At 69.9% G+C, this 19,663-nt stretch carries 15 protein-coding genes and 1 pseudogene; 11 read left to right on the top strand and 5 right to left on the bottom strand.

Annotation, left to right across the window (positions count from 1 at the left end; genetic code table 11):
- Entirely contained in the window at positions 1-837 is an 837-nt protein-coding gene (locus tag QF035_RS04405) for a PhzF family phenazine biosynthesis protein (protein ID WP_307518256.1), read from the top strand.
- Positions 838-861: 24 nt separating this feature from the next.
- Here QF035_RS04405 and QF035_RS04400 read toward each other — a convergent pair whose 3' ends face one another.
- The 5 genes from QF035_RS04400 to QF035_RS04380 all read right to left on the bottom strand — a co-directional run bounded on the left by QF035_RS04400 (position 862) and on the right by QF035_RS04380 (position 5,048).
- Positions 862-1,836 (bottom strand): AraC family transcriptional regulator, encoded by a 975-nt coding sequence (locus QF035_RS04400; RefSeq protein WP_307518254.1) that lies wholly within the window; start codon positions 1,834-1,836, stop codon positions 862-864.
- 305 nt (positions 1,837-2,141) lie between these two features.
- Positions 2,142-2,762 carry a DedA family protein gene (locus tag QF035_RS04395; RefSeq protein ID WP_307518253.1) on the bottom strand — a complete coding sequence of 207 codons (621 nt, stop codon included), beginning with the start codon at positions 2,760-2,762 and terminating at the stop codon, positions 2,142-2,144.
- A gap of 66 nt (positions 2,763-2,828) precedes the next feature.
- Complete coding sequence (locus QF035_RS04390) at positions 2,829-3,938, bottom strand: FAD-dependent oxidoreductase (RefSeq protein WP_307518252.1); 1,110 nt, start codon at positions 3,936-3,938, stop codon at positions 2,829-2,831.
- 151 nt (positions 3,939-4,089) lie between these two features.
- Complete coding sequence (locus QF035_RS04385; RefSeq protein ID WP_307518250.1) at positions 4,090-4,242, bottom strand: hypothetical protein; 153 nt, start codon at positions 4,240-4,242, stop codon at positions 4,090-4,092.
- 179 nt (positions 4,243-4,421) lie between these two features.
- On the bottom strand, positions 4,422-5,048 hold the full coding sequence (locus tag QF035_RS04380) for a LysR family transcriptional regulator (RefSeq protein WP_307518249.1): 627 nt from the start codon (positions 5,046-5,048) through the stop codon (positions 4,422-4,424).
- A gap of 158 nt (positions 5,049-5,206) precedes the next feature.
- On the opposite strand from QF035_RS04380, the gene QF035_RS04375 reads away from it, so the two are divergent.
- The 10 genes and pseudogenes from QF035_RS04375 (at position 5,207) to QF035_RS04330 (ending at position 19,482) form a co-directional block, all read left to right on the top strand.
- Positions 5,207-7,033, top strand: coding sequence for a non-ribosomal peptide synthetase (locus QF035_RS04375; RefSeq protein WP_307518247.1), 1,827 nt, complete (start codon positions 5,207-5,209; stop codon positions 7,031-7,033).
- A complete protein-coding gene (locus QF035_RS04370; RefSeq protein WP_307518246.1) occupies positions 7,024-8,271 on the top strand; it encodes a cytochrome P450 in 1,248 nt (415 codons plus the stop codon). The genes QF035_RS04375 and QF035_RS04370 overlap by 10 nt, the downstream gene beginning before the upstream one ends.
- 786 nt (positions 8,272-9,057) lie before the next feature.
- Positions 9,058-10,035, top strand: a complete 978-nt coding sequence (locus QF035_RS04365) for a helix-turn-helix domain-containing protein (protein ID WP_307518244.1) — start codon at positions 9,058-9,060, stop codon at positions 10,033-10,035.
- A 196-nt stretch (positions 10,036-10,231) separates the two neighbouring features.
- A complete protein-coding gene (locus QF035_RS04360) occupies positions 10,232-11,206 on the top strand; it encodes an alpha/beta hydrolase (RefSeq protein ID WP_307518243.1) in 975 nt (324 codons plus the stop codon).
- Positions 11,206-12,417, top strand: coding sequence for an acyltransferase family protein (locus QF035_RS04355; protein WP_307518241.1), 1,212 nt, complete (start codon positions 11,206-11,208; stop codon positions 12,415-12,417). The genes QF035_RS04360 and QF035_RS04355 overlap by 1 nt, the downstream gene beginning before the upstream one ends.
- Before the next feature lie 251 nt (positions 12,418-12,668).
- Positions 12,669-13,763, top strand: a complete 1,095-nt coding sequence (locus QF035_RS04350) for a fatty acid desaturase family protein (protein ID WP_307518240.1) — start codon at positions 12,669-12,671, stop codon at positions 13,761-13,763.
- Positions 13,764-13,836: 73 nt separating this feature from the next.
- Complete coding sequence (locus QF035_RS04345; protein WP_307518239.1) at positions 13,837-15,093, top strand: sensor histidine kinase; 1,257 nt, start codon at positions 13,837-13,839, stop codon at positions 15,091-15,093.
- Positions 15,090-15,764 carry a response regulator gene (locus tag QF035_RS04340; RefSeq protein ID WP_307518238.1) on the top strand — a complete coding sequence of 225 codons (675 nt, stop codon included), beginning with the start codon at positions 15,090-15,092 and terminating at the stop codon, positions 15,762-15,764. The genes QF035_RS04345 and QF035_RS04340 overlap by 4 nt, the downstream gene beginning before the upstream one ends.
- Positions 15,765-16,149: 385 nt before the next feature.
- Complete coding sequence (locus QF035_RS04335) at positions 16,150-16,968, top strand: ABC transporter ATP-binding protein (RefSeq protein WP_307518236.1); 819 nt, start codon at positions 16,150-16,152, stop codon at positions 16,966-16,968.
- Positions 16,965-19,482, top strand: a pseudogene (locus tag QF035_RS04330) (FtsX-like permease family protein). The gene QF035_RS04335 and the pseudogene QF035_RS04330 overlap by 4 nt, the downstream one beginning before the upstream one ends.
- Positions 19,483-19,663 lie beyond the last annotated feature (181 nt).

The following is a 19,663-nucleotide window of genomic DNA, read 5'->3' as shown; positions in this document are numbered from 1 at the left end:
ATGCACCAGTACGTGATCGTCGACGTGTTCACCACGGTCGCCCTGCAGGGCAACCCCCTGGCCGTCTTCCCGGACGCGGTCGGCATCCCCGCCGAGAGGATGCAGCTGATCGCCCGCGAGATGAACCTCTCGGAGACGACGTTCGTCCTCCCCGCCCGGGCCGACGGCGACCGGAGGGTCCGCATCTTCACCCCGGTCAACGAACTGCCGTTCGCCGGGCACCCGGTACTGGGCACAGCCGCGGTGCTGGGCGTGTCAACGGCGGTGGACCGGTTACGGCTCGAAACCGCGGGCGGCACCATCCCGATCGAATTCAGCCATCGACGCGAGCGGACGGTCACGGCCGCCATGCGCCAGCCGATCCCGGTCCGGGAGCCATACGGGCGGCAGGGCGAACTCCTCGACGCGCTCGGCCTCGAATCCTCGACCCTTCCGGTGGACGCCTACCGCAACGGGCCCCGGCACGTCTACGTCGGAGTCGAGAGTGTGGCGGCCCTCGCCCGGGTCCAGCCCGATCTGCGGGCGCTGGCGAGACACCCGGACATGGCCGCCATCTGTTTCACGGGTTCGGGAGAGCACTGGCGGATGCGGATGTTCTCCCCGGCCTACGGCGTGAGCGAGGACGCGGGGACGGGATCGGCCGCCGGCCCGCTCGCGGTGCATCTCGCGCGCTACGGACTCGTCCCGTTCGGGAAGCGGATCGAGATCGTCCAAGGTGTGGAGATGGGCCGCCCGTCCCAGATGTTCGCCAGGGCAGAGGGCAACAGCCGTCAACTGGACACGGTCGAGGTCGAAGGATCAACGGTCATCACCGCCCACGGAACCCTCCTCGCCTGAGCCTGGCCGGCCCCATCGCCCGGGTCAGGCTCCACAGGCCCGGCGGGACTCCAGGTCACGGAAACGGCCTGGTGAAATGCCGTACTCACGGCGGAAAGCGGCTCCGAACGCGAATTCCGTCGAGTAGCCGACCTGACGGGCGATGTTCGCCAGTGGCGCCTTGGTCTCCCGGAGCAGACGGGCCCCGTGGCTCAGGCGCCGACCGGTCAGGTACGTCATGGGTGGCGTTCCCACCATCGCGGTGAATCGTTTGGTGAACGCAGTCCGCGACATCCCTACACTCTGGCCGAGCTGCTGCACCGTCCACGGCTTGTGCAGGCTCGAATGGATCTCGCGCAAGGCGACGGCGATGGCGGGATCGCCGATCTCCGGCCGGTCGGCGTCGCGGTTCTGCTCCAGCCATTGGCGCAGAGCGTGGGTCAGCAGCAGGTCCAGGAGCGCGGGGCGGGTCGCCCCACTGCCCGGTTGTGTCTCGGACACGTCCACGGCCAGCAGATCGGCCAGCAACCGCAGTTGCAAGGCGCGGTCATGGCCCGGTGAAACCACGAGGACCTCGGGCAACGCTCTCAAGTACGGATGTACTTGACCGTGGTCGAGCCAGTACGCGCCGCAGAGGAACTCGACGTCGGCCGGATCGGGACTGCTCGGATCGGGACTGCTCGGGTCGGGACTGTGCGGATCCTCGCGCACGACCTCTGCCGCCGGGGGCAAGTCCTTGAGCAGGCCTGGCGCGTGACTGAATCCGAGTTCGGCACCGAACGGGGTGAGAACGACATCGCCCGCCTTGAGTGCACGCGGCCGGCCGGTTGCCGGGATCAGCCAGCCACTGCCCCGCAGGAGGATGTGGAACCCGCTGCCCGCGAAGGCGGGGAATCGCATGCCCCAAGAGCCCGACTCCCTGACCCGGCAGGCCTCGGCCCGCCCGATCCGCACGCTGCCGATCGCTTCGCTCAGGATGTCCATGCCTGAGCCGGCACGGGCACGAGTGATGGCAACCATGCGGGTCGAACTCTCTTGGTTCACGAGTCTCTCGTCTTTCGTATGCAACAGGGCCCGGAACTGCTCGGGTTTGCCCTACCGCCGGAGCCTAGGTTGATCGGTACGCCCGGCACTTGAACCACAGCGGCATCCGAACAGAACATCCGCGCCACAAGCCGGTGTTGCCGCGCGGAGAGCCGGTTCGACGATGTGGACCCGGACCCGGACCCGGACCCGGCGCCGGCGCCGGCTCAGGCCACGAGGGACCTTTCCGACAGCCATCTCGCCAGATCCTGAGCTGTCTCCGCCGATGCCGGCGCGTCAACTCAGTGCCTCTGTACGGGGTGTGCAGGATTGTTGCGGCGTCGAACATACCGTGAGAACTCCACCGCGCCGGTTACCGCGAGCGCGAACCCGACGCCGACTGCGATGGAAAGGAGCGTGTTCTCCTGGAAGAAGACGCCACCGAGGTATCCCGACAGTGCGGTATAAGCACTCCACGTGGAGGTGGAAATCGCAACGTACAACATGAACCTGCGCAGCGGGTATCTCACCACCCCCGCCGTTCCCGTGGCGAGATAGCGTCCGACCGGAATGAATCGCGTGGAGACGAGCACAAAACCGCCGCGTAATTCCAGCTCGCGCTCGAACCGGTCATACGCCTTCCGGCGTTTGGTGCCAACTGGCAGGCGCTTTAGTGCGCGTTCCCCCATCAACCGGCCGATGGAGTAGGGAACGAGGTCGCCGAGAAAGGCACCGGCCGTCGTAGAGGCAATGACAAGCATGATATTCGTCTGCCCGGTTGCGCCGGCGATGCCTGCGATGATCACGACGGGTTCACTCGGGATCAACGGGAGGAAAGAGTCGAGTAGGGATACCGCAATGAGTACGGCGTAGAGTGTGGGTGACGCTATCAAAGACTCCGCGAGGTTTATCCAGTCCGGCATGTGCTACGCGCCTCCTGTCGTACGGATGCGGAACTCCACGAATGATTCCCCAATTCTTGGAGGCGGTTATGGGGTAGCAGGTGCCGTGGTGAGCATCCAGTGGCTGAACGTGGCGTAGCGTTGCGCGAATTCGACTGCGTCGCCGGCATGTTCGACGGCGGTGGAGTGCTCGCGTACCGTGTCGAAGCGGGCGCTGCGGGTGTGCTCGTAGGTGGTGAGGGCCTTTTCCAGGTCGGCCTCGGCTGTCAGGATGCTGCGCAGGACGCCGACGTCCTCGATGCCGAGAGTGCCGCCGGAAGCGATGTGGGGGGACAGTCCGTGCGCGGCGTCGCCAATCAGAGCGACGCGCGCGCTGGTCCAATGGGGCAGTTCCGGGACCAGCGTGACCTGGTTCTCCAGGATGGATTCCTCCGGCGTTTCGGCGATCATGGACAGGAGGTCGTCGTTCCATCCCGCCTCAGTCAGATTCCGTGCGCGCTCCAGTGCCCGTTCGCGCTTGCTTCCGGTGAGCGGCCCGGCATCGAACTGGTTGACCATCCACATGGCCCGATCACGAGCGATCCTCGCGTACCCGCCGCGGGTTCGGCGGTGGCCGACGGTGAGTACGGTGGGCTCTGAGTTTTGATTGCCCGTCGGCACGATCGCACGCCAGGAGTAGTGGCCGGAGTGTGGTACGGCGTCGCTTCCCGGCACCAGCTGCTTGCGCACATTTGAGTGGACGCCGTCCGAGCCGATCAGTAGATCCGTGCGAAGTGTCTCGCCGTTGGCGAGGTGCACGACGACGTCCGATCCGGTCTCGGTATATCCGGTCACGTGGGCGTCGAGGCGGATTCGGTCGCGACCGATGGTGTCGGCCAAGAGGTTGTTCAACTCGGGGCGCGGTACGAGCAGGAACTGGTGATCCCTGTCGGTGTAACCAGGAGCGCGGACCGGATCGCCGGCAGGGTTGAAGAACCACATGTTGTGCTCGATGCCCATGTCGCGGATTTCCGGGCCGATGCCGAGGTGGTCGAACTCTCGCAACGCGTTGGCCCACAGGCCGATTCCGGCGCCGACGGCCCGAATCTGCGGTGCCTTTTCCAGCACGATGACTTCGTGGCCGATGAGCTTGAGGGAGACTGCTGCTGTCAGCCCTACAAGGCCGCCACCGACGACTATCGTGGATTTCCTGGACAACTTCTTTACTCCTTAGTGCGGTATGGCCCGGAGACACGTCTCGACACTACGAGCAGCCGTCGCTTGCTTCAAATGCAATATAGTCAATGAGAGATTTACCCGTATGCATTTGACCCCCGGTGCGCGCCACCGGGTCACGCCACGCCGCTGTTCAGACGTCGGCCGGCCCCGCTTCGGCCGCGTCGACGCCTGTCGTGAACCGGTGCCCGAGGAAGGCGGCGAAAGAGTCGCGTACCTGAGCGCGGAGCCACGCGTGGGCCTGGTCGTTGTCGTAACGCTGGTGCCAGGCCAGGGTCACCGGCACGGGTGCGAGGTCAAACGGTGGCGTGCTGATGCGGAGTCCGCAAGCGTCGGCCGGCACATCCGCTCGGACACCACGACGAGCAACTCGCTCTGGCTGAAGATGTGCAGTGCCGCAGTGCCGCAGTGCCGCAGTGCTGGTGGGGGCGGATGCAACAACTCTGCGCCGCAAGCCGAGGCTATTCAGGGCAACGTCGATCGGGTCCCTGCGCAGGGATGGTCGGGGCGGAACGCGACCACGAGCCGGTCGTCACCGAGCGTTTCATGGTTGATCTCCGGCAGGACCGGCATGGTCGAGCTGATCTCCAGATCGACCGTGCCGTGCCGCAAATCGTTGGTGTCGATGTCGGTCTCCGCCAGCAGCCGCACGGACAGGCCACGTCCAGCTTGTTGGATCGCTGCGAGGAGATGGGGAGCGATCGCCGTTGTGAGGGCGTCGTTTCCCCGGACGGTGAAAGCTCTCTGCAGGGTGCCGAGATTCAGCGCGCGCTTCGGTTCGAGGATCGCGCGCGACTGTTCGACGAGGTAGTGCACCTCGTCACGAATTTTCAGGGCGTAAGGCGTCGGTGTCATGATCCGGCCTGTGCGGACCAGGATCTGGTGCCCGGTGAGTCGGCGGATCCGGCGGATCCGGCCGAGGCTGCGGCTCGTGGCCGGAGCGGACAGTCGTAGCCGTACTGCAGCCCCTGTGGCACTGCCCTCCTCCAGGAGGGCATCCAGCACCGCCATGAGATTCAGGTCCAGTTGCATGCGGGGGGGCATGTTAGGGCGACCAAGTATGCGCTGGTCGGCATGAGTTGGCGGCTGCACGGTCGTTCCTCCGAGACATGCGTACGCATGCGTATGGATCCGCACCACCGGAGTATGTGCCCTTCGTCCGGTCGTTGGTTGAGTCGGCTGTGCGACAACCTCATCCGACCGGCCGCGCCGACTTCGTCCGTGGAGGCAGGGACATCGATGAAGCGGGGATGCCGATGAAGGACGTCACGATCACCGAGCTGTTCGCCGATCGCGTGCGGTCCGCACCCACGGCGACGGCGCTGCGCTTCCGCGGTGAGGAGATGACCTATCGGCAGTTGGATCTGCGGGCCGAACACCTGGCACACCGGCTGCGAGACGTCGGCGTCGGGCCGGAGGACATCGTCGGTGTATGCGTCGAGCGCTCCTTCCAGATGATCGTCGCTCTGCTCGGTGTGCTGAAGGCAGGAGCCGCGTACCTCCCGCTGCATCCGGACGAGCCCGCCCTGCGGCTGCGGTTCATGCTCGACCACGCGGACGCCCGTGTCCTGCTCACCCACCGGCCCCTTCTCGGGCAACTGCCCCATCTCGGCGTGACCGTGCTCGATGTGGACGGCCCCGAGGTCCCTGGTGCCGCGCCACTTCCGCCCAGCGGGTCGGCCGACGGGCTGGCCTACGTGCGCTACACCTCGGGTTCGACCGGTCATCCGAAGGCAGTGGCCGTGCCGCACCGCGGCGTGGTCCGGCTCGTGCACCACGCCGAGTGGATCGAGTTCGGCTCCGACCAGACCTTTCTCCAGCTGTGCGCGCTGACGTTCGACCCGTCCGAGTTCGAGATCTGGGGAGCCCTGCTGAACGGTGGCTGCCTGGTCATCCATCCACCCGGCCCGTTGTCGCTGCCCGAACTGGCGGAGTGCCTCCGGCGGGAGAGGATCACGACGCTCTGGCTAACCGCCGGACTGTTCCACCGCATGGTGGACCGCCACGTGGACAGCCTCGGCGGTCTTCGCCAACTCGTCGCAGGCGGCGACGTGCTCTCACCGGCCCACGTCAACCGCGTACGGCGTGCCCACCCGAAGGTCCGGATGGTCAATGGTTACGGCCCGACGGAGAACACCTGCTTCACGACATCCCATACGGTCACCCGCCAGGTCAGCGGGACAGTTCCGATCGGTACGCCGATCGCCGGTACACGCGTGTACATCCTGGACGAGGGCCTGCGGCCGGTTCCCGAAGGGGAGTGGGGTGAGCTGTACACCGGCGGAGCCGGGCTCGCGCGCGGTTACCTGCACCGTCCGGAGTTGACCGAGCGGCGCTTCCTGCCCGATCCGTTCGTGCCGGGCGAACGGATGTACCGGGTCGGGGATGTGGTCCGTCGCGGCTGGAGCGGCGTGATGGAGTTCCGCGGCCGCGTCGACGACCAGGTGAAGATCGCCGGGCACCGGATCGAGCCCGGCGAGATCGTGGCCGCGCTGACCGACCAGCCCGGTGTGTCGGAGGCCGTCGTGATCGCCCGGGAAGACGTCACACCGGGCGAGAAGGTCCTCGTCGCCTATGTCGTCGCGGAACTCCCGGAACTCCCGGACGAGAACCTGGCCGACTTGGCCACCGAACTGCGCCGAGCGCTCCGCCACCGGTTGCCGCGGTACATGGTCCCCGCCGCGATCACGATGGTCCCCGAGTTCCCGTTGAACCGGGCGGGCAAGACCGACCGTACGGCGCTACCGGCGCCGAAGCTCGTGCCACGCGCCGTCGACACCGCCTACGAGTCACCGAGGACGCCGGTCGAGACGAAGCTGGCCGCTGTCTTCGCCGATGCTCTGGCGGTCGAACAGGTCGGCATCCACGACGACCTCTTCGCCATCGGCGGCAACTCGCTCATCGCCGCCGACGTCCTCGCCCGACTCCGCGGCGAACTGGCGGTCGACGTACCGGCGGCCCGCCTGTTCTTCGAGAACCCCACGGTGGCCGGACTGGCCGAGACGGTCGCCGCGCACCCCCGATCGTCCGCCGAATCATCCGACGAGGACCACGAGGGAGACCGGGCATGCGACTGACACACCCGACCGGAGACGAAGCGATCGACCTGGAGAAGGTGGATCTGGTCGATCCCGTCGTGCACGCGGAGGGCGACCCGCATGCGATCTGGCTCGCCATGCGCACCCACGACCCCGTGCACTGGCAGCAGTTACGTCCGGACCTGGGATTCTGGTCGGCCACGGCCTACGACGATGTGGCGAAGGTGTTGCGGGACCACACCGCATTCACCTCCGAACACGGCACGCTGCTGAACCTGTTGGGGAGGAAGGATCCGGCCGGCGGGAAGCAACTTCCCGCGACCGATCCGCCACGGCACACACGCATGCGCGCACCGATCCAGCGTGCGCTCAACGGCCGTGCGGTGGAGGGGCATCGCGGTGTGATCCGCGACGAGGTCCGTCGTCTCTTCGCCGAGATCGTCGACGGTGAGCCGTTCGACTTCGGCGCGCTGACCGACCAGTTGCCGATGGCGGTGATCGGGACACTCATGGGCCTCGATCGCGACGACTGGTCCCACCTGACGTTCCTCGCCACCCAGGCCGTCGCGCCGGACGATCCCGAGTTCGTCCGGCCTGAGGGCGCGCAGGCCACACTGCACCGGGCGCACCGGGAGTTGTTCGCCTGCTTGCAGGACGCCGTGGCGAAGCGCCAGGGCGGCGGCACCGGCGACCTGATCGACGTACTGTCCACGATGGAGTTCGAAGACGGCGGAGGACCGCTGACCGCGGGCGAAATCGTCTCGAACTGCTACAGCCTGCTGCTCGGCGCGGACGCCACGACACCGCACGTACCGAACGCGGCCCTGGCCGAGTTGACCGCCACCGACACGTACGCCGCCTGGGCCGAGCATCCGGAGCTGCTGGACAGCGGGATCGAGGAAGCGCTGCGCTGGTCCTCACCGACCAGCCACTTCATCCGCTACGCCACGCACGACGTCCAACTCGGCAAGGTCACGGTCCGCGCGGGGGAGGCGGTCGCCGCGTGGATCGGCTCGGCGAACCGGGACGCGAGCGTGTTCCCGGACCCGTACACCTTCGACATACGCCGCAACGCTCGGCGGCACCTGGCCTTCGGCGTCGGTCCGCACTTCTGCCTCGGCCACGCCCTGGTCAGGATCACGTTGGAGGAGTTCTTCCAGGAACTCTTCGCCCAGTTCGAGCACTTCGAGCCGGCGAGTGAACCGGTACACCTGCACTCGAATTTCATCGCGGGGATCAAGCACCTGCCGTTGATCGCGACTCGCCGCAAGGGGTAGTCGAGAGCGGGGCCGGCTTGTCGTAGTGGGCTCACGAGACGGGCGGGTCCGCGACCGGGCTCGCTGCGTAGCCGTAGCCGTAGCCGTAGCCGTAGCCGAGCCGCTGCGGTGTGCAGTGCCCGCACAACAGGAACAAGTGATCGCGTTCGTCCGGAGCGAGGCGCGGCCCGCGGGGGATGGCCGCCGCCGTCTGTTGGGACGGCTGCGGCCGCTGCCGAGCTCCAGGCGGACGAAGTAGTCGGCCGACAGGTCGCACAGTTCTGCCACTTCTCCCTTTCGCAGCTCGCGGGCGCGCAGACATGTTCCGCAGCGCAGCCCCACGTCCTCCGGCTGCAGCGCCTCCCGCCGGGCACCGCGAGCATGTCGCCCGGCGACGCGCAGTCCGTTGAGCCACCTCAACCACTGACTGTCATTCAGTGGTTGAGCGGGTCCTTCATCCGCGCTGCCGGCTGTCGTCCACTGGTTGTCACGGAAACGGTGCGGCACGGGCCCCCGCGTTCCGCGACAACTCGGTTGCCCAGCAACGGACATGGCGCCGACTGAGACGAGAGGCCCCCCGTGAGCAAGTGGACGGCTGCCGACCTGCCGGGAATGACGGGCAGGCCACGGGAAGGGCGTTCCGGCGTCCTCGTATGCGCCACGCCCAAAACCGCCGGGGTTTTGCTCCTCCCACCGAAGTCCAGGAAGGTCGACACGCCATGCACTCGAACAACATCGGCATCCGGACGGAACATCCGTGCCGCGGGCGGTCGTTGGAGCAACGCATGCGAGAGGGATCGGAAGGCGATGAGTACTGGAGCTAGGGCCGATGTGTCGCACGGGGCGTTCCATCTGGACTCCACGGTCCCGGGCGCCGCATCGCGAGGGCTCGACGCCTTCCGGCGCGGCTGGGAGACGCAACTCGGCGGTGGCTTCAGGCTGCCGGCCTTCAGCCCCGCCACGATCGGTGACTTCCGGGTCAAGGGTCGCGCCGCCAGGCTGAGCGACGTGACGATCGCCGATCTCCACGGTGCCTCGGCCACCCGGACCGCGGGCACTCCACGCGGAGATGAGGATCTGGTGCGGATGTACGTGGTGCGGCAGGGCGCTTGGGCGTTGGACGGCCCGCGCGAGCGTGACGAGCACACCGTGTCCGCCGGGCAGTTCCTCCTGCGGCACTTCGGACATCCGTCGGCCTTCGAGACAGCACCGCACACCACGGCGAAGATCGCCTTCCTGCCCACTGCGATGCTCGGACCGTTGCTCGGGAACCGCACAATCACCGGACCGGTCGAATCGCCCGAGGTGCGGCTGCTGGTGGCGCACGCGAACATGGTCCACGAGACCATCGCCGACCTGAGTCCGGCCGGTGTGCACGCCGCCCACAGCACCCTGATCGAACTGGCCAAGGCGGTGGCGCAGAGCCGGTTGGACGACACTGAACCCTTACTGGCTCCTTCGCTGGCGCAGGCCGCGAAGGACCTTGCGGACAGTCATCTCGCCCATCCAGAGCTGTCTCCGACCATGCTGGCGCGTGAACTACGTGTCTCTGTACGGACCTTGCAGCGGGCGTTCGCCGCGGTGGGGGAGTCGGTGACCACCTACATACGCCACCGGCGCCTGGAGCAAGCCCGCCTCGCTCTCACCGCCGGACCCGGCCGACCGAGCGTCTCGGAACTCGCCGCCCACTGGCAGTTCGCCGACAGCAGCCACTTCATCCGGGCCTTCAAGAAGCGCTACGGCCAGACCCCCACCGAGTACGCCCGCTCGACCAGGCCGGCCTAGCCGGCGGAAAAGCTCGTCCCGGCACTCCCGCCTCCACTCCTGCGGGGAAACCCCCGCCCAGCCCGGGGGCCAGCACCTGAGCCACCCCCTACCGGGGTATCACTCCCGACTTGGCTCCCCAGCGTGACGCACCACGCCCAACCGTCTTCCTACCTTCCTCCCCGTCACCACGGACGAGACAGAGGGAGACGCACGGATGCGCCGCTTCAAGCAGGCCCTGACCACGGCCGTACTGACCGCACTGCTGGTCGGCAGCACGGCAGGCTGGGCCTCGGAGAGCACCGAGAGCGCGCTGAGTGGTCCGCTCCCCGGCACCGCCGCCTGGCTGGCGGACGACTCTCTGGGCAAGGAACTACCGGACCCCACCACGGCCACCCCGGCCGAAGTGGCGGTCTTCTTCGCCGACCTGACCGACACTCAGCAGCGGCGATTCGTCGAGGACCACCCCACCGTGGTGGGCAACCTCGACGGCGTCCCCGTAAGCCTCCGTTACGAGGCCAACGCCCCCGCAGGCGACCAGGTCCTGGCATACGACCCGCGCGGCCGCGGCCTGATCGTGCGGGTCGCGGGCAACCTGGAGAACGCCACCCACGTCTCGGTGATCGTCCCCGGCTCGGACATCGGCATCTCGACGTTCGACCGTACGGCACAGTGGGCCGCCGATCTCCAGGAGGAGGCGGGTGACGACACGGCCGTCATCGCCTGGGCCGGCTACACCACCCCCTCGGGCATCGGCCCCGACCTGGCGACGGGCCGGCTCGCCGAGACCGGTGCCGAGCGCCTCACCCGTTTCACCGAGGGTCTGGACGCGGCCGGCCTCCCCGCCCCCTCCCTCTTCTGCCACAGCTACGGCTCGGTGGCCTGCGGCCTCGCCGCACACGACACCGACGCGAACGACATCGTCGTCATGGGCTCGCCCGGCATGCGCGCCGACGACGTCACCGCGCTGGGCACCGATGCCCACATCTGGGCGGCGAAGTCCCCGGACGACTGGATCGACCGCGTCCCCAACGTCGAGGTCCTGGGGCTGGGTCACGGCGCGGACCCCACCTCGCCCGACTTCGGTGCGACCGTCCTGCCCGCCGACGACGTCCCGGCACACGACGAGTACTTCACTCCCGGTACCTCCACCCTGACCGCGTTCGCGGCGATCGCCGGCGGAGACCTGTGATGAAGACCTCCACGAAGCTCGCGAAGCTCACCGCCAAGATCGACGACCGGACCCCCGCCCACCGCGACCGCGCTGTCGACGGTTTGCGCGCGCTGGCGCTCCTGGCCGTCCCGACCGGCCACTGGCTGCTCGGTGGCTTCACCCTCGACACCGGCGGCGGCCTGCGCAACGCCAGCCCGCTGGCCACGTTCGGCGTGCTGGCCCCGGCCAGCTGGATCCTCCAGATGCTGGGCATCTTCTTCCTGGTCGGCGGCTACTCCTCGTACCTCTCCTACCGGCGCCGCAAGGGGTCGGCCCGCGAGTGGATCACCGGCCGGCTCACCCGCCTGGGCCGCCCGGTCCTCGGCGTCACCGCCGTGTGGGCGCTGCTACTTCCCACCCTCCATTACGGCCTCGGCGTCCCGACCGCCACCCTGCACACCGCGTCGACACTGGTCGTCCAGCCCCTGTGGTTCGTCGGCGTCTACGCCGTGATCACAGCCCTCACGCCGTACTGCGTCCGCGCCTCGCAGCGCCTCGGCTTCCGGGCCGCGGCCCCGCTCCTCGGCTCGGTCGCGGTCGTCGACTTCCTCCGCTACGGGCCGTACTCGGACGCGATGCCGTCCTGGGTGAGTCTGCTCAACCTGCTCCCGGGCTGGATGTTCGCCTACCAACTGGGCGTGTCCTGGGCGGACAAGCGGCTGGGCCGCCGCGAGGCGTGGCTGCTGTTCGCGGGCGGCGCGGCCCTGTTCGCCACCCTGCTGCTCGCCTTCCACTACCCGGCGTCGATGGTGGGCGTGCCCGGCACGTCCCGTACCAACTCCCATCCGCCGTCACTGCTGGTCCTGGCGCTCGCGGCCGCCCAGTCCGGCGCGGCGATCCTGCTGCGCGACCGGCTGGCCCGGCTGCTCCGGCGGCCCGCCCTGTGGGCCCCGGTGGTGATGATCAACCTGTCGGCGATGACGATCCTGTGCTGGCACCAGACGGCGATGCTCGCCGCCGCGGTCCCCGCCTCGTACGTCGGCGAGATCCCCGGCCTGACCACCGCGCCGGACTCGGCCGGATGGATCCTGGCGCGGATGGCCTGGCTGCCGCTCTTCGCGGGGCTGCTCGTGGCGATCGCGAAGTTCGCCCAGCCCTTTGAGACCCCATGGGACCGCACGAGCAGGACCCGCCGCGCGGTGGCGGGCGTGCTGGCGGCGGGCTTCGCCTACTTCGTGCTGGCGGCGTGAGCAATGCCCATACGGACCGCCGTGTCACCGCGACTACGCACCGCTGTATCACCGCGACCACGGACCGACATGGCACCGCGATCCGGGGCCACCGCACGGACACTCGCACACCCCCTTCAGCGTGCAGGCCCCCGATCGGCCGGGTGATGGCTCCATGGCCCGCCAACACCCGGGATCCGTACGTCATTTCAGGCCGGGCCGACGAGCCGCGTGCCGCATCGACACCATCCACCGAACACAGGAGTACAACCATGTCCTTGGCCGGCGAAACCGCTCTGCCGCACCCCGAGAAGACCGCCGCGAGGCAGTCCCCACCGGACACGGGCAGCGAGTTCACGCCCCTGCTGCACGACGTCAAGGAACAGGAGCTACTCGACCGGCGCACCGGCTGGTACGCGCGCACCATAGCGACCAACGTGCTCTGTCTGGCCGCCACCGTCACCGGCATGGCACTCATCGGCGATTCGTGGTGGGTACTCGCTCTCGCTCCCGTCCTCGCCGTTCTGTGCGCCCGCACGGCGTTCATCGGCCACGACGCGGGCCATGCCCAGATCAGCGGCAACCGCGTCACGAACCGCCGCATCGGCCTCGTCCACGGCAACCTGCTGCTCGGTATGAGCTACGCGTGGTGGAACGACAAGCACAACCGCCATCACGCCAACCCCAATCACATCGGCAAGGACCCAGACGTCGCCGCCGACGTCCTCGTCTTCACCAGCGAGCAGGCCGCCAGCCGCACGGGTCTCCGCGGCTGGCTCACCCGCCACCAGGCATGGCTTTTCTTCCCCCTCACCCTCCTCGAAGGCCTCGCCCTGAAGCTCCACGGCTTCCAGGACCTGCGCCGCCAGAGCGGCCGCGAGCGCCTGGTGGAGGGCGCGCTCCTCGTCGCCCACATCGCCGGGTACGTCACCCTGCTCCTGACGACCATGCCGCTCGCGCACGCACTCGTCTTCACGGCGCTCCATCAAGCCCTGTTCGGGCTGCACCTGGGCATGGCCTTCGCGCCCAACCACAAGGGGATGGACATGCCCGACCCCGACGGCGAGAAGTGGGGACACCTGCGACGCCAGGTCCTCACGTCCCGCAACATCAGGGGCAGCGTCCTCACCGACTGGTTCCTCGGCGGCCTCAACTACCAGATCGAGCACCACCTGTTCCCGAGCATGCCCCGCCCCCACCTGAGGCTCGCCCAGTCCATGGTGAAGGCCCACTGCCGCGACCTCGGAATCCCCTACGCGGAGACCGGCCTCATCGACTCCTACCGCCAGGCCCTGCGGCACATGCACGAAGTGGGAGAACCGCTGCGCTCCGACAGGAGCCATTCACGGGTTCGGCGGTCTCGGTGACCGCGGTTCCGCCAAGTCGGCCCGGCAGTTGCGCGTCTCCTGACGTCGTCCCGCCTCACATAGGCTGGGGCCCATGACCTCAGTGGAGGAGGAACCCCCGCGCGCGCTGCTCGCGGGGGCTTCGCGTCGGTGGGTACGGCTGCTGCCGTGGGCCGTGGCGTTCGTGCTGAGCGTCGCCCTGCTGCCCACCACCATCCAGGTGCTCACCGCCGACTACGGCCTGAACGGCGGCATCGCGAGCGCGCTGGCCGTCGCGCAGGCGGCACCACTGCTGCTCGCCGTCGTCCGCCCGCTGCAGGCCTGGTACGTGATCTTCGCCGCGGACGTGGCCGGAGCGCTCGCCCTGCTCACCGTCGACTTCAAAGAGCAGCTCCTGTGGCCGTTCCCGCCCATGGAGATCGTCGGATACGTCGGTCTCTGCCTCGCCCTCGGCCTCCGCGAGCCGCGCCGAACGCTGCTGCTGGTGTGGCTGGCCACGGCGGCCGCGAACGTCGGCCTGGGGTTCTTCGCGCCCAACGGCGCGAGCGCCATGAACGTACTGCTCACCATTCTCAGCGGCGTCGTACTCGTGCTCGGCGGTGCGCTCCGCGAGCGGTACGACGCGCAGCGCAGGCTGGCCGAGCAGGAGACGATCAGCGAGGCCGAGCGAGACCGGCGGACGCTGCTGGAGGAGCGCGCCCGTATCGCGCGTGAGCTGCACGACGTGGTGGCGCACCACATGTCCGTCATCACGGTGCAGGCGGACACCGCGGCGTACCGCCTGGAACGGCTCCCGCCGGACGTGCAGGAGGAGTTCACGTCCATCGCGGCGACCTCGCGCGAGTCGCTCGGCGAGATGCGACGGCTCCTCGGCGTGCTGCGGAACGAGGAGGCGAACGGCGAACTCGCGCCCCAGCCGGGCCTGACGCGGATCGGGCAGCTGGTGGAGGCGACGGCAAGGGCTGGCGTGCCGGTGGAGTTCACCCCTTGCGACGCCGACGTGCCCGAGGCGGTGGGCCTCTCCGCGTACCGCATCGTCCAGGAGGCCCTCGCGAACGTCGTGCGGCACGCGCCGGGCGCTCCGACACAGGTGTCGTTGTCGGAGTCCGTGTCCGAGTCCGAGTCCGAGTCAGGTTCGGAGGACAGTGCGCGGCTCACCGTTCTCGTGGTCAACGGGCCGTCGCCCGAGCCGCCCGCCGCGCCGCTCGAGGAGGGCGGCACCGGGCACGGCCTCGTCGGTATGCGCGAGCGGGTGCGGCTCGTCGGCGGCACCCTCGACGCGGGGCCGCTGCCGGGCGGCGGCTTCCGGGTGGCCGCCCAACTTCCCCTGACCGAAAAGGACTTCACGTGACCACGCGCGTCATCATCGTCGACGACCAGGCCATGGTGCGGGCCGGCTTCGCCGCGCTGCTGGCCGCCCAGAGCGACATCGACGTGGTGGGCGAGGCCCCCAACGGTGCGCAGGGCGTCGAGCTGAGCCGGAGCACCCATCCCGACGTCGTACTGATGGACGTCCGTATGCCCGAGATGGACGGCCTGGAGGCCGCGCGCCGCCTCCTCGCACCCCCGCCGGGCGTGACGCACCGGCCACGCGTGCTGATGCTCACCACGTTCGACGTCGACGACTACGTCTACGAGGCGCTGCGGGCGGGCGCGAGCGGCTTCCTGCTGAAGGACGCGCCGCCGGCCGACCTCATCGCGGCGGTACGCGTCGTGGCCTCGGGCGACGCGCTGCTCGCCCCCTCCGTGACGCGCCGCCTCATCGCGGACTTCGCCCGGCAACGTCCCGCGGGCCGAGGCAAGCCCGCGCTGCGGCTCAAGGCACTGACGGAACGTGAAACCGAGGTCCTCACCCTGGTGGCCCGAGGCCAGTCCAACTCGGAGATCGCGGAGACGCTGGTGCTGGCCGAGCAGACGGTGAAGACGCACGTGAGCCGCGTCCTCACCAAGCTCGACCTGCGCGACCGCGCCCAGGCGGTGGTCTTCGCGTACGAATCGGGGCTGGTGGCCCCGGGGGAGTAGGACGGGCCCGACTGGGACTGAGGCCCCGGGACGCCGAGCGCGTCGCCATCGGAGCGGAGGGGCCTGTGGCTCCGGGGGTGGCACGGTGCGCGTGGGCGCTCCCGACTTGCTGGTGCCGGTGTCCCTGAGGCGTGTCGGGCGGGTCGGGGTCTGAGTCGGGGGCGGCTCGCTCCATGACCCCGGACGGCGCAGGCGGACCGTCACCCGCCCACGGCAGACAGGCCGGGGCTCGGGCCTCGGGCGGTAGCCCCCGGCGGGCCCTGGCCCTCCTCCACCCCCTACCGCGGTAGCACCTCCACATTGGCTCCCGGGTATGACGCCCGGCGCGCAGCCGTTCCCGCACTCTCCTCCTCGTCGGCACGAGAACATCGCGAGAGGGCGGAACATGAAGCTACGCAGCGGCAAGCGGCAGCAGACGGACGACCGACCGGAGGCTCCGGCCGCCACACCCGGTCTCGCCGTCGAACTCCGCGGTGTCCGGCGGCAGTACGGCCGCGGCGCGGGCTCGGTGCACGCCCTCGCCGGCGTCGACCTCGCCCTCCCGCGCGGCACGTTCACCGCGGTCATGGGCCCGTCCGGGTCCGGCAAGTCCACCTTCCTGCAGTGCGCCGCCGGGCTCGACCGGCCCTCGGCGGGATCCGTGCGCCTCGGCGGTACGGAGATCACCGGCATGAGCGAGAACAAGCTCACCGAGCTCCGCCGCAGCCGCCTCGGTTTCGTGTTCCAGGCGTTCAACCTGCTGCCGTCGCTGACCGTGGAGCAGAACGTCCTGCTGCCCCTGCGCCTCGCCGGTCAGCGTCAGGACCGCCGCCGGGCGGCCGCCGTGCTCGCGCAGGTCGGACTCGCCGACAAGGCGCGGCGCAGGCCCGGCGAGCTCTCCGGCGGCCAGCAGCAGCGTGTGGCCGTCGCCCGCGCCCTGGTCACGAGCCCCGACGTGATCTTCGCCGACGAGCCCACCGGCGCCCTCGACACCGGTACGGCCGCCGAGGTCCTCGGCCTGCTCCGGCGAGCGGTGGACACCCTCGGCGCCACCGTCGTCATGGTCACCCACGACCCGACCGCGGCTGCCTGGGCCGACAGCGTGCTGTTCCTCGACGACGGCACCTTCGTCGACGGCCTGGAGCGCGGTTCGGCGGAGCAGATCGCGGCGCGGATGACGATGCTTGCCCGCCGTACGAGCGCGATGGCAGGGGCCGCGGCATGAGGATCTTCGCCCCGAACGGCCTCGCTCGCGCGGCCGTACGCTTCAAACCCGCGTCGTTCGCGGGCACGTTCGTCGCGCTGATGATGTCGGCGCTGATCGTCGCGGCCTGCGGCATCCTGCTGGAGACGGGCGCCCGCGCCTCGGTGCCGGCACAGCGGTACGCGAAGGCGCCGGTCGTCGTGGCGGCCGACCAGTCCGTGCGAGTCGTCGCCGACAGCATCGACGGCCCCGAGGAAACCGTGTACCCGCTGCCGGACACCGCCCGCGTGGACGTGGGGCTCGCGGCGAAAGCCGCCCGGGCGCCGGGTGCCGAGGCCGCGGTGCCGGACTTCACCTTCCCGGTGCGGCAGGGCGACGGCGCGCTCGCCGGCCACGGCTGGGGCTCGCACGCCTTCACCGGCACCGCGCTGTCCGCGGGCGCCGCGCCGCGCGCGGGCGAGGTCGTGCTCGACGCTGCCGCGGCCCGTACCGCGAAGGCCGACATCGGTGACACCGTCGCGCTCGAAACGGCGGCCGGCCGTACGGACTTCCGGATGTCCGGGCTGGCCAAGGCCGGGGAGGGTGACACAGCGGTGGCGGGGGCGGCGGCCGATGGCAGCGCCACGGCCTGGTTCGCCGACGCCGAGGCACCCGCGCTGGCCGGGCACCCCGGCAAGGCCGACGCCATCGCCCTGCTGGCCGCGGGCGGCGCCGACACCGGCGCCCTCGCAGCCGCCGTCGAGAAGTCCCTCGCCGGCTCCGGCGCGCAGGTGCACACCGGCGACGGTCGCGGCGAAGCCGAGGAGCGGGGCCTGGCGTATGCCAAGGAGACGCTCCTCGGACTCGGCAGCCAGTTCGGCGGGATCGCCACCCTGGTCGCCGTCTTCACCGCGGCCGGCACGGTCGCCCTGTCCGTCGGCCGGCGCACTCGCGAGTTCGCGCTTGCTACGAGCCGTCGGCGCCACCCCGCGGCAGATCCGCCGCGCGGTCGCCGCGGAGGCGCTGCTCGTCGCGCCGCTCGCCGGGCTGGTCGGGTGTCTGCCCGGGATCGCGCTGGCGCGCTGGTGGTTCGGGCAGCTGAAGGACCGCGGGGCCATCCCGCAGGCGGTCGATCTGCACGTCTCCTGGATCCCGCTGCTCGCCGCCGTCGGCACCGGACTGCTCGCGGCGCTCGGCTCCGGCTGGATGGCCGGGCGCAGGCCCGCGAAGATCAAGCCGGGGCAGGCGCTCACCGAAGCCTCGGTTGAGCGGCTGCGGCCGGGCGTCATCCGTACCGTCCTCGGGCTGGGCGCCCTCGTCGGCGGCGCGGTCTTCTCCGGAGTCGCCGCCTCCGCCGCCGGTGACAATGCGGCCAATGCCTCCCTCGGCGTCATCATGCTCTTCATGCTCGCCGTCGCCCTGCTCGGCCCGCTGGTGGCCCGGCTGTGCGCGGCACTCTTTGGCCTGCTGCTGCGCGGCGGCGGCGCCTCGGCGGCGCTGGCCGCCGCCAACTCCCGTACCAACGCCCGCCGGTTGGCCTCCGCGATCACCCCGATCGTGCTGGCGATGGCCTTCGCCTCGACGCTCGTCTTCATGCACACGAGCGAGAGCCGAATCGCCTCGGAACAGCTCCGCGACGGCATCACCGCGGACCACGTCGTCACGGACCCGGCGGGCCTGCCCGCCGACGCCGCCGCCCGGGCCGCCCGCGCTCCCGGCGTAGACGCGGCCGTGAGCCTCCTCGACACGCAGGTGCTCGTGCCCGTCGACTCCGGCGGCGAGACGTCACTGCAGGGGGCGGCGACCCAGGGCGTCTCGGGCTCCGGCGCCCAGCTCGCCAAGGTGGAGGACCTGGACGTACGCAGCGGCAGCCTGGACCGCATGGGTGCGGGCCGTATTGCCATCGACAAGACCCTCGCCACCTCGGCGAAGGTCGAGGTCGGCGACAAGCTGCCGCTCTACCTCCCCGACGGCACCGAGGCCCGCCCGGAGGTCGTCGCGGTCTACGGCCGCGGCCTGGGCCTGGCGGCGGTCACCATGGAGCGCGCGGCCCTGGCCGGCCACGTCACGTCGGCCTTCGACAGCACCCTGCTGGTACGCGGTGGCGAAGCCAAGCCGCTCGCCGCACTCGGCGAGGTCACCGACGCCTCGGGCTACGCCGTCGAGCAGAATGTGGAGCGCGAACTCGGCGCCTGGGCCAACTACACGATGGCCGCCGTCCTGGGCGGCTTCGCCGTCATCGCCGCCGTCAACACCCTGGTGATGACGGTCCTGGACCGCCGCCGTGAACTGGCCACGCTCCGCCTCGTCGGTTCCACCCGCCGCCAGGTGCTGCGCATGCTCCACTGGGAGAGCCTGCTGGTATCGGTGGCGGGCGTGGCCCTGGGAACGACCATCGCCATGATCACGCTGACCCCCATGATGCGCGGCCTGACGGGCGAGTCCCCACACATACCCCCACTGCTGTACGCCACTTTCGCCGCGACCGCGGTATCCCTCGGCCTCCTCGCCGTAACCCTCCCGGCCGGCGCGGCACTGCGCGACCGCGAGGCCTGAGATCTGTCGGTTCCGCAGAAGGGGCCTCCTCCGAGCTGCGTTTCTGCAGCTTGGAGGAGGCCCCTCGCCGTGTGGAGACGCCAAGGTCCGCCCCGCGGAAGGCCGAGCCATCGGTCTTGCCGCCTCCACCCCCTACCGCGGTAGCACCTCCACATTGGCTCCCCGGTATGACGCCCGGCGC

It is taken from the genome of Streptomyces umbrinus, assembly GCF_030817415.1.
GTDB lineage: Bacteria > Actinomycetota > Actinomycetes > Streptomycetales > Streptomycetaceae > Streptomyces > Streptomyces umbrinus_A.
The sequence above is the reverse complement of the archived record's forward strand: the minus strand, read 5'-3'. Positions and strand labels throughout refer to the sequence as shown.

Bases quoted from the DNA above. Each gene is read 5' to 3' on its own strand.
- QF035_RS04405 (WP_307518256.1), top strand. From the start codon at position 1: ATGCACCAGTACGTGATCGTCGACGTGTTCACCACGGTCGCCCTGCAG.
- QF035_RS04400 (WP_307518254.1), bottom strand. From the start codon at position 1,836: ATGGTTGCCATCACTCGTGCCCGTGCCGGCTCAGGCATGGACATCCTG.
- QF035_RS04395 (WP_307518253.1), bottom strand. From the start codon at position 2,762: ATGCCGGACTGGATAAACCTCGCGGAGTCTTTGATAGCGTCACCCACA.
- QF035_RS04375 (WP_307518247.1), top strand. From the start codon at position 5,207: ATGCCGATGAAGGACGTCACGATCACCGAGCTGTTCGCCGATCGCGTG.
- QF035_RS04370 (WP_307518246.1), top strand. From the start codon at position 7,024: ATGCGACTGACACACCCGACCGGAGACGAAGCGATCGACCTGGAGAAG.
- QF035_RS04365 (WP_307518244.1), top strand. From the start codon at position 9,058: ATGAGTACTGGAGCTAGGGCCGATGTGTCGCACGGGGCGTTCCATCTG.
- QF035_RS04360 (WP_307518243.1), top strand. From the start codon at position 10,232: ATGCGCCGCTTCAAGCAGGCCCTGACCACGGCCGTACTGACCGCACTG.
- QF035_RS04355 (WP_307518241.1), top strand. From the start codon at position 11,206: ATGAAGACCTCCACGAAGCTCGCGAAGCTCACCGCCAAGATCGACGAC.
- QF035_RS04350 (WP_307518240.1), top strand. From the start codon at position 12,669: ATGTCCTTGGCCGGCGAAACCGCTCTGCCGCACCCCGAGAAGACCGCC.
- QF035_RS04345 (WP_307518239.1), top strand. From the start codon at position 13,837: ATGACCTCAGTGGAGGAGGAACCCCCGCGCGCGCTGCTCGCGGGGGCT.
- QF035_RS04335 (WP_307518236.1), top strand. From the start codon at position 16,150: ATGAAGCTACGCAGCGGCAAGCGGCAGCAGACGGACGACCGACCGGAG.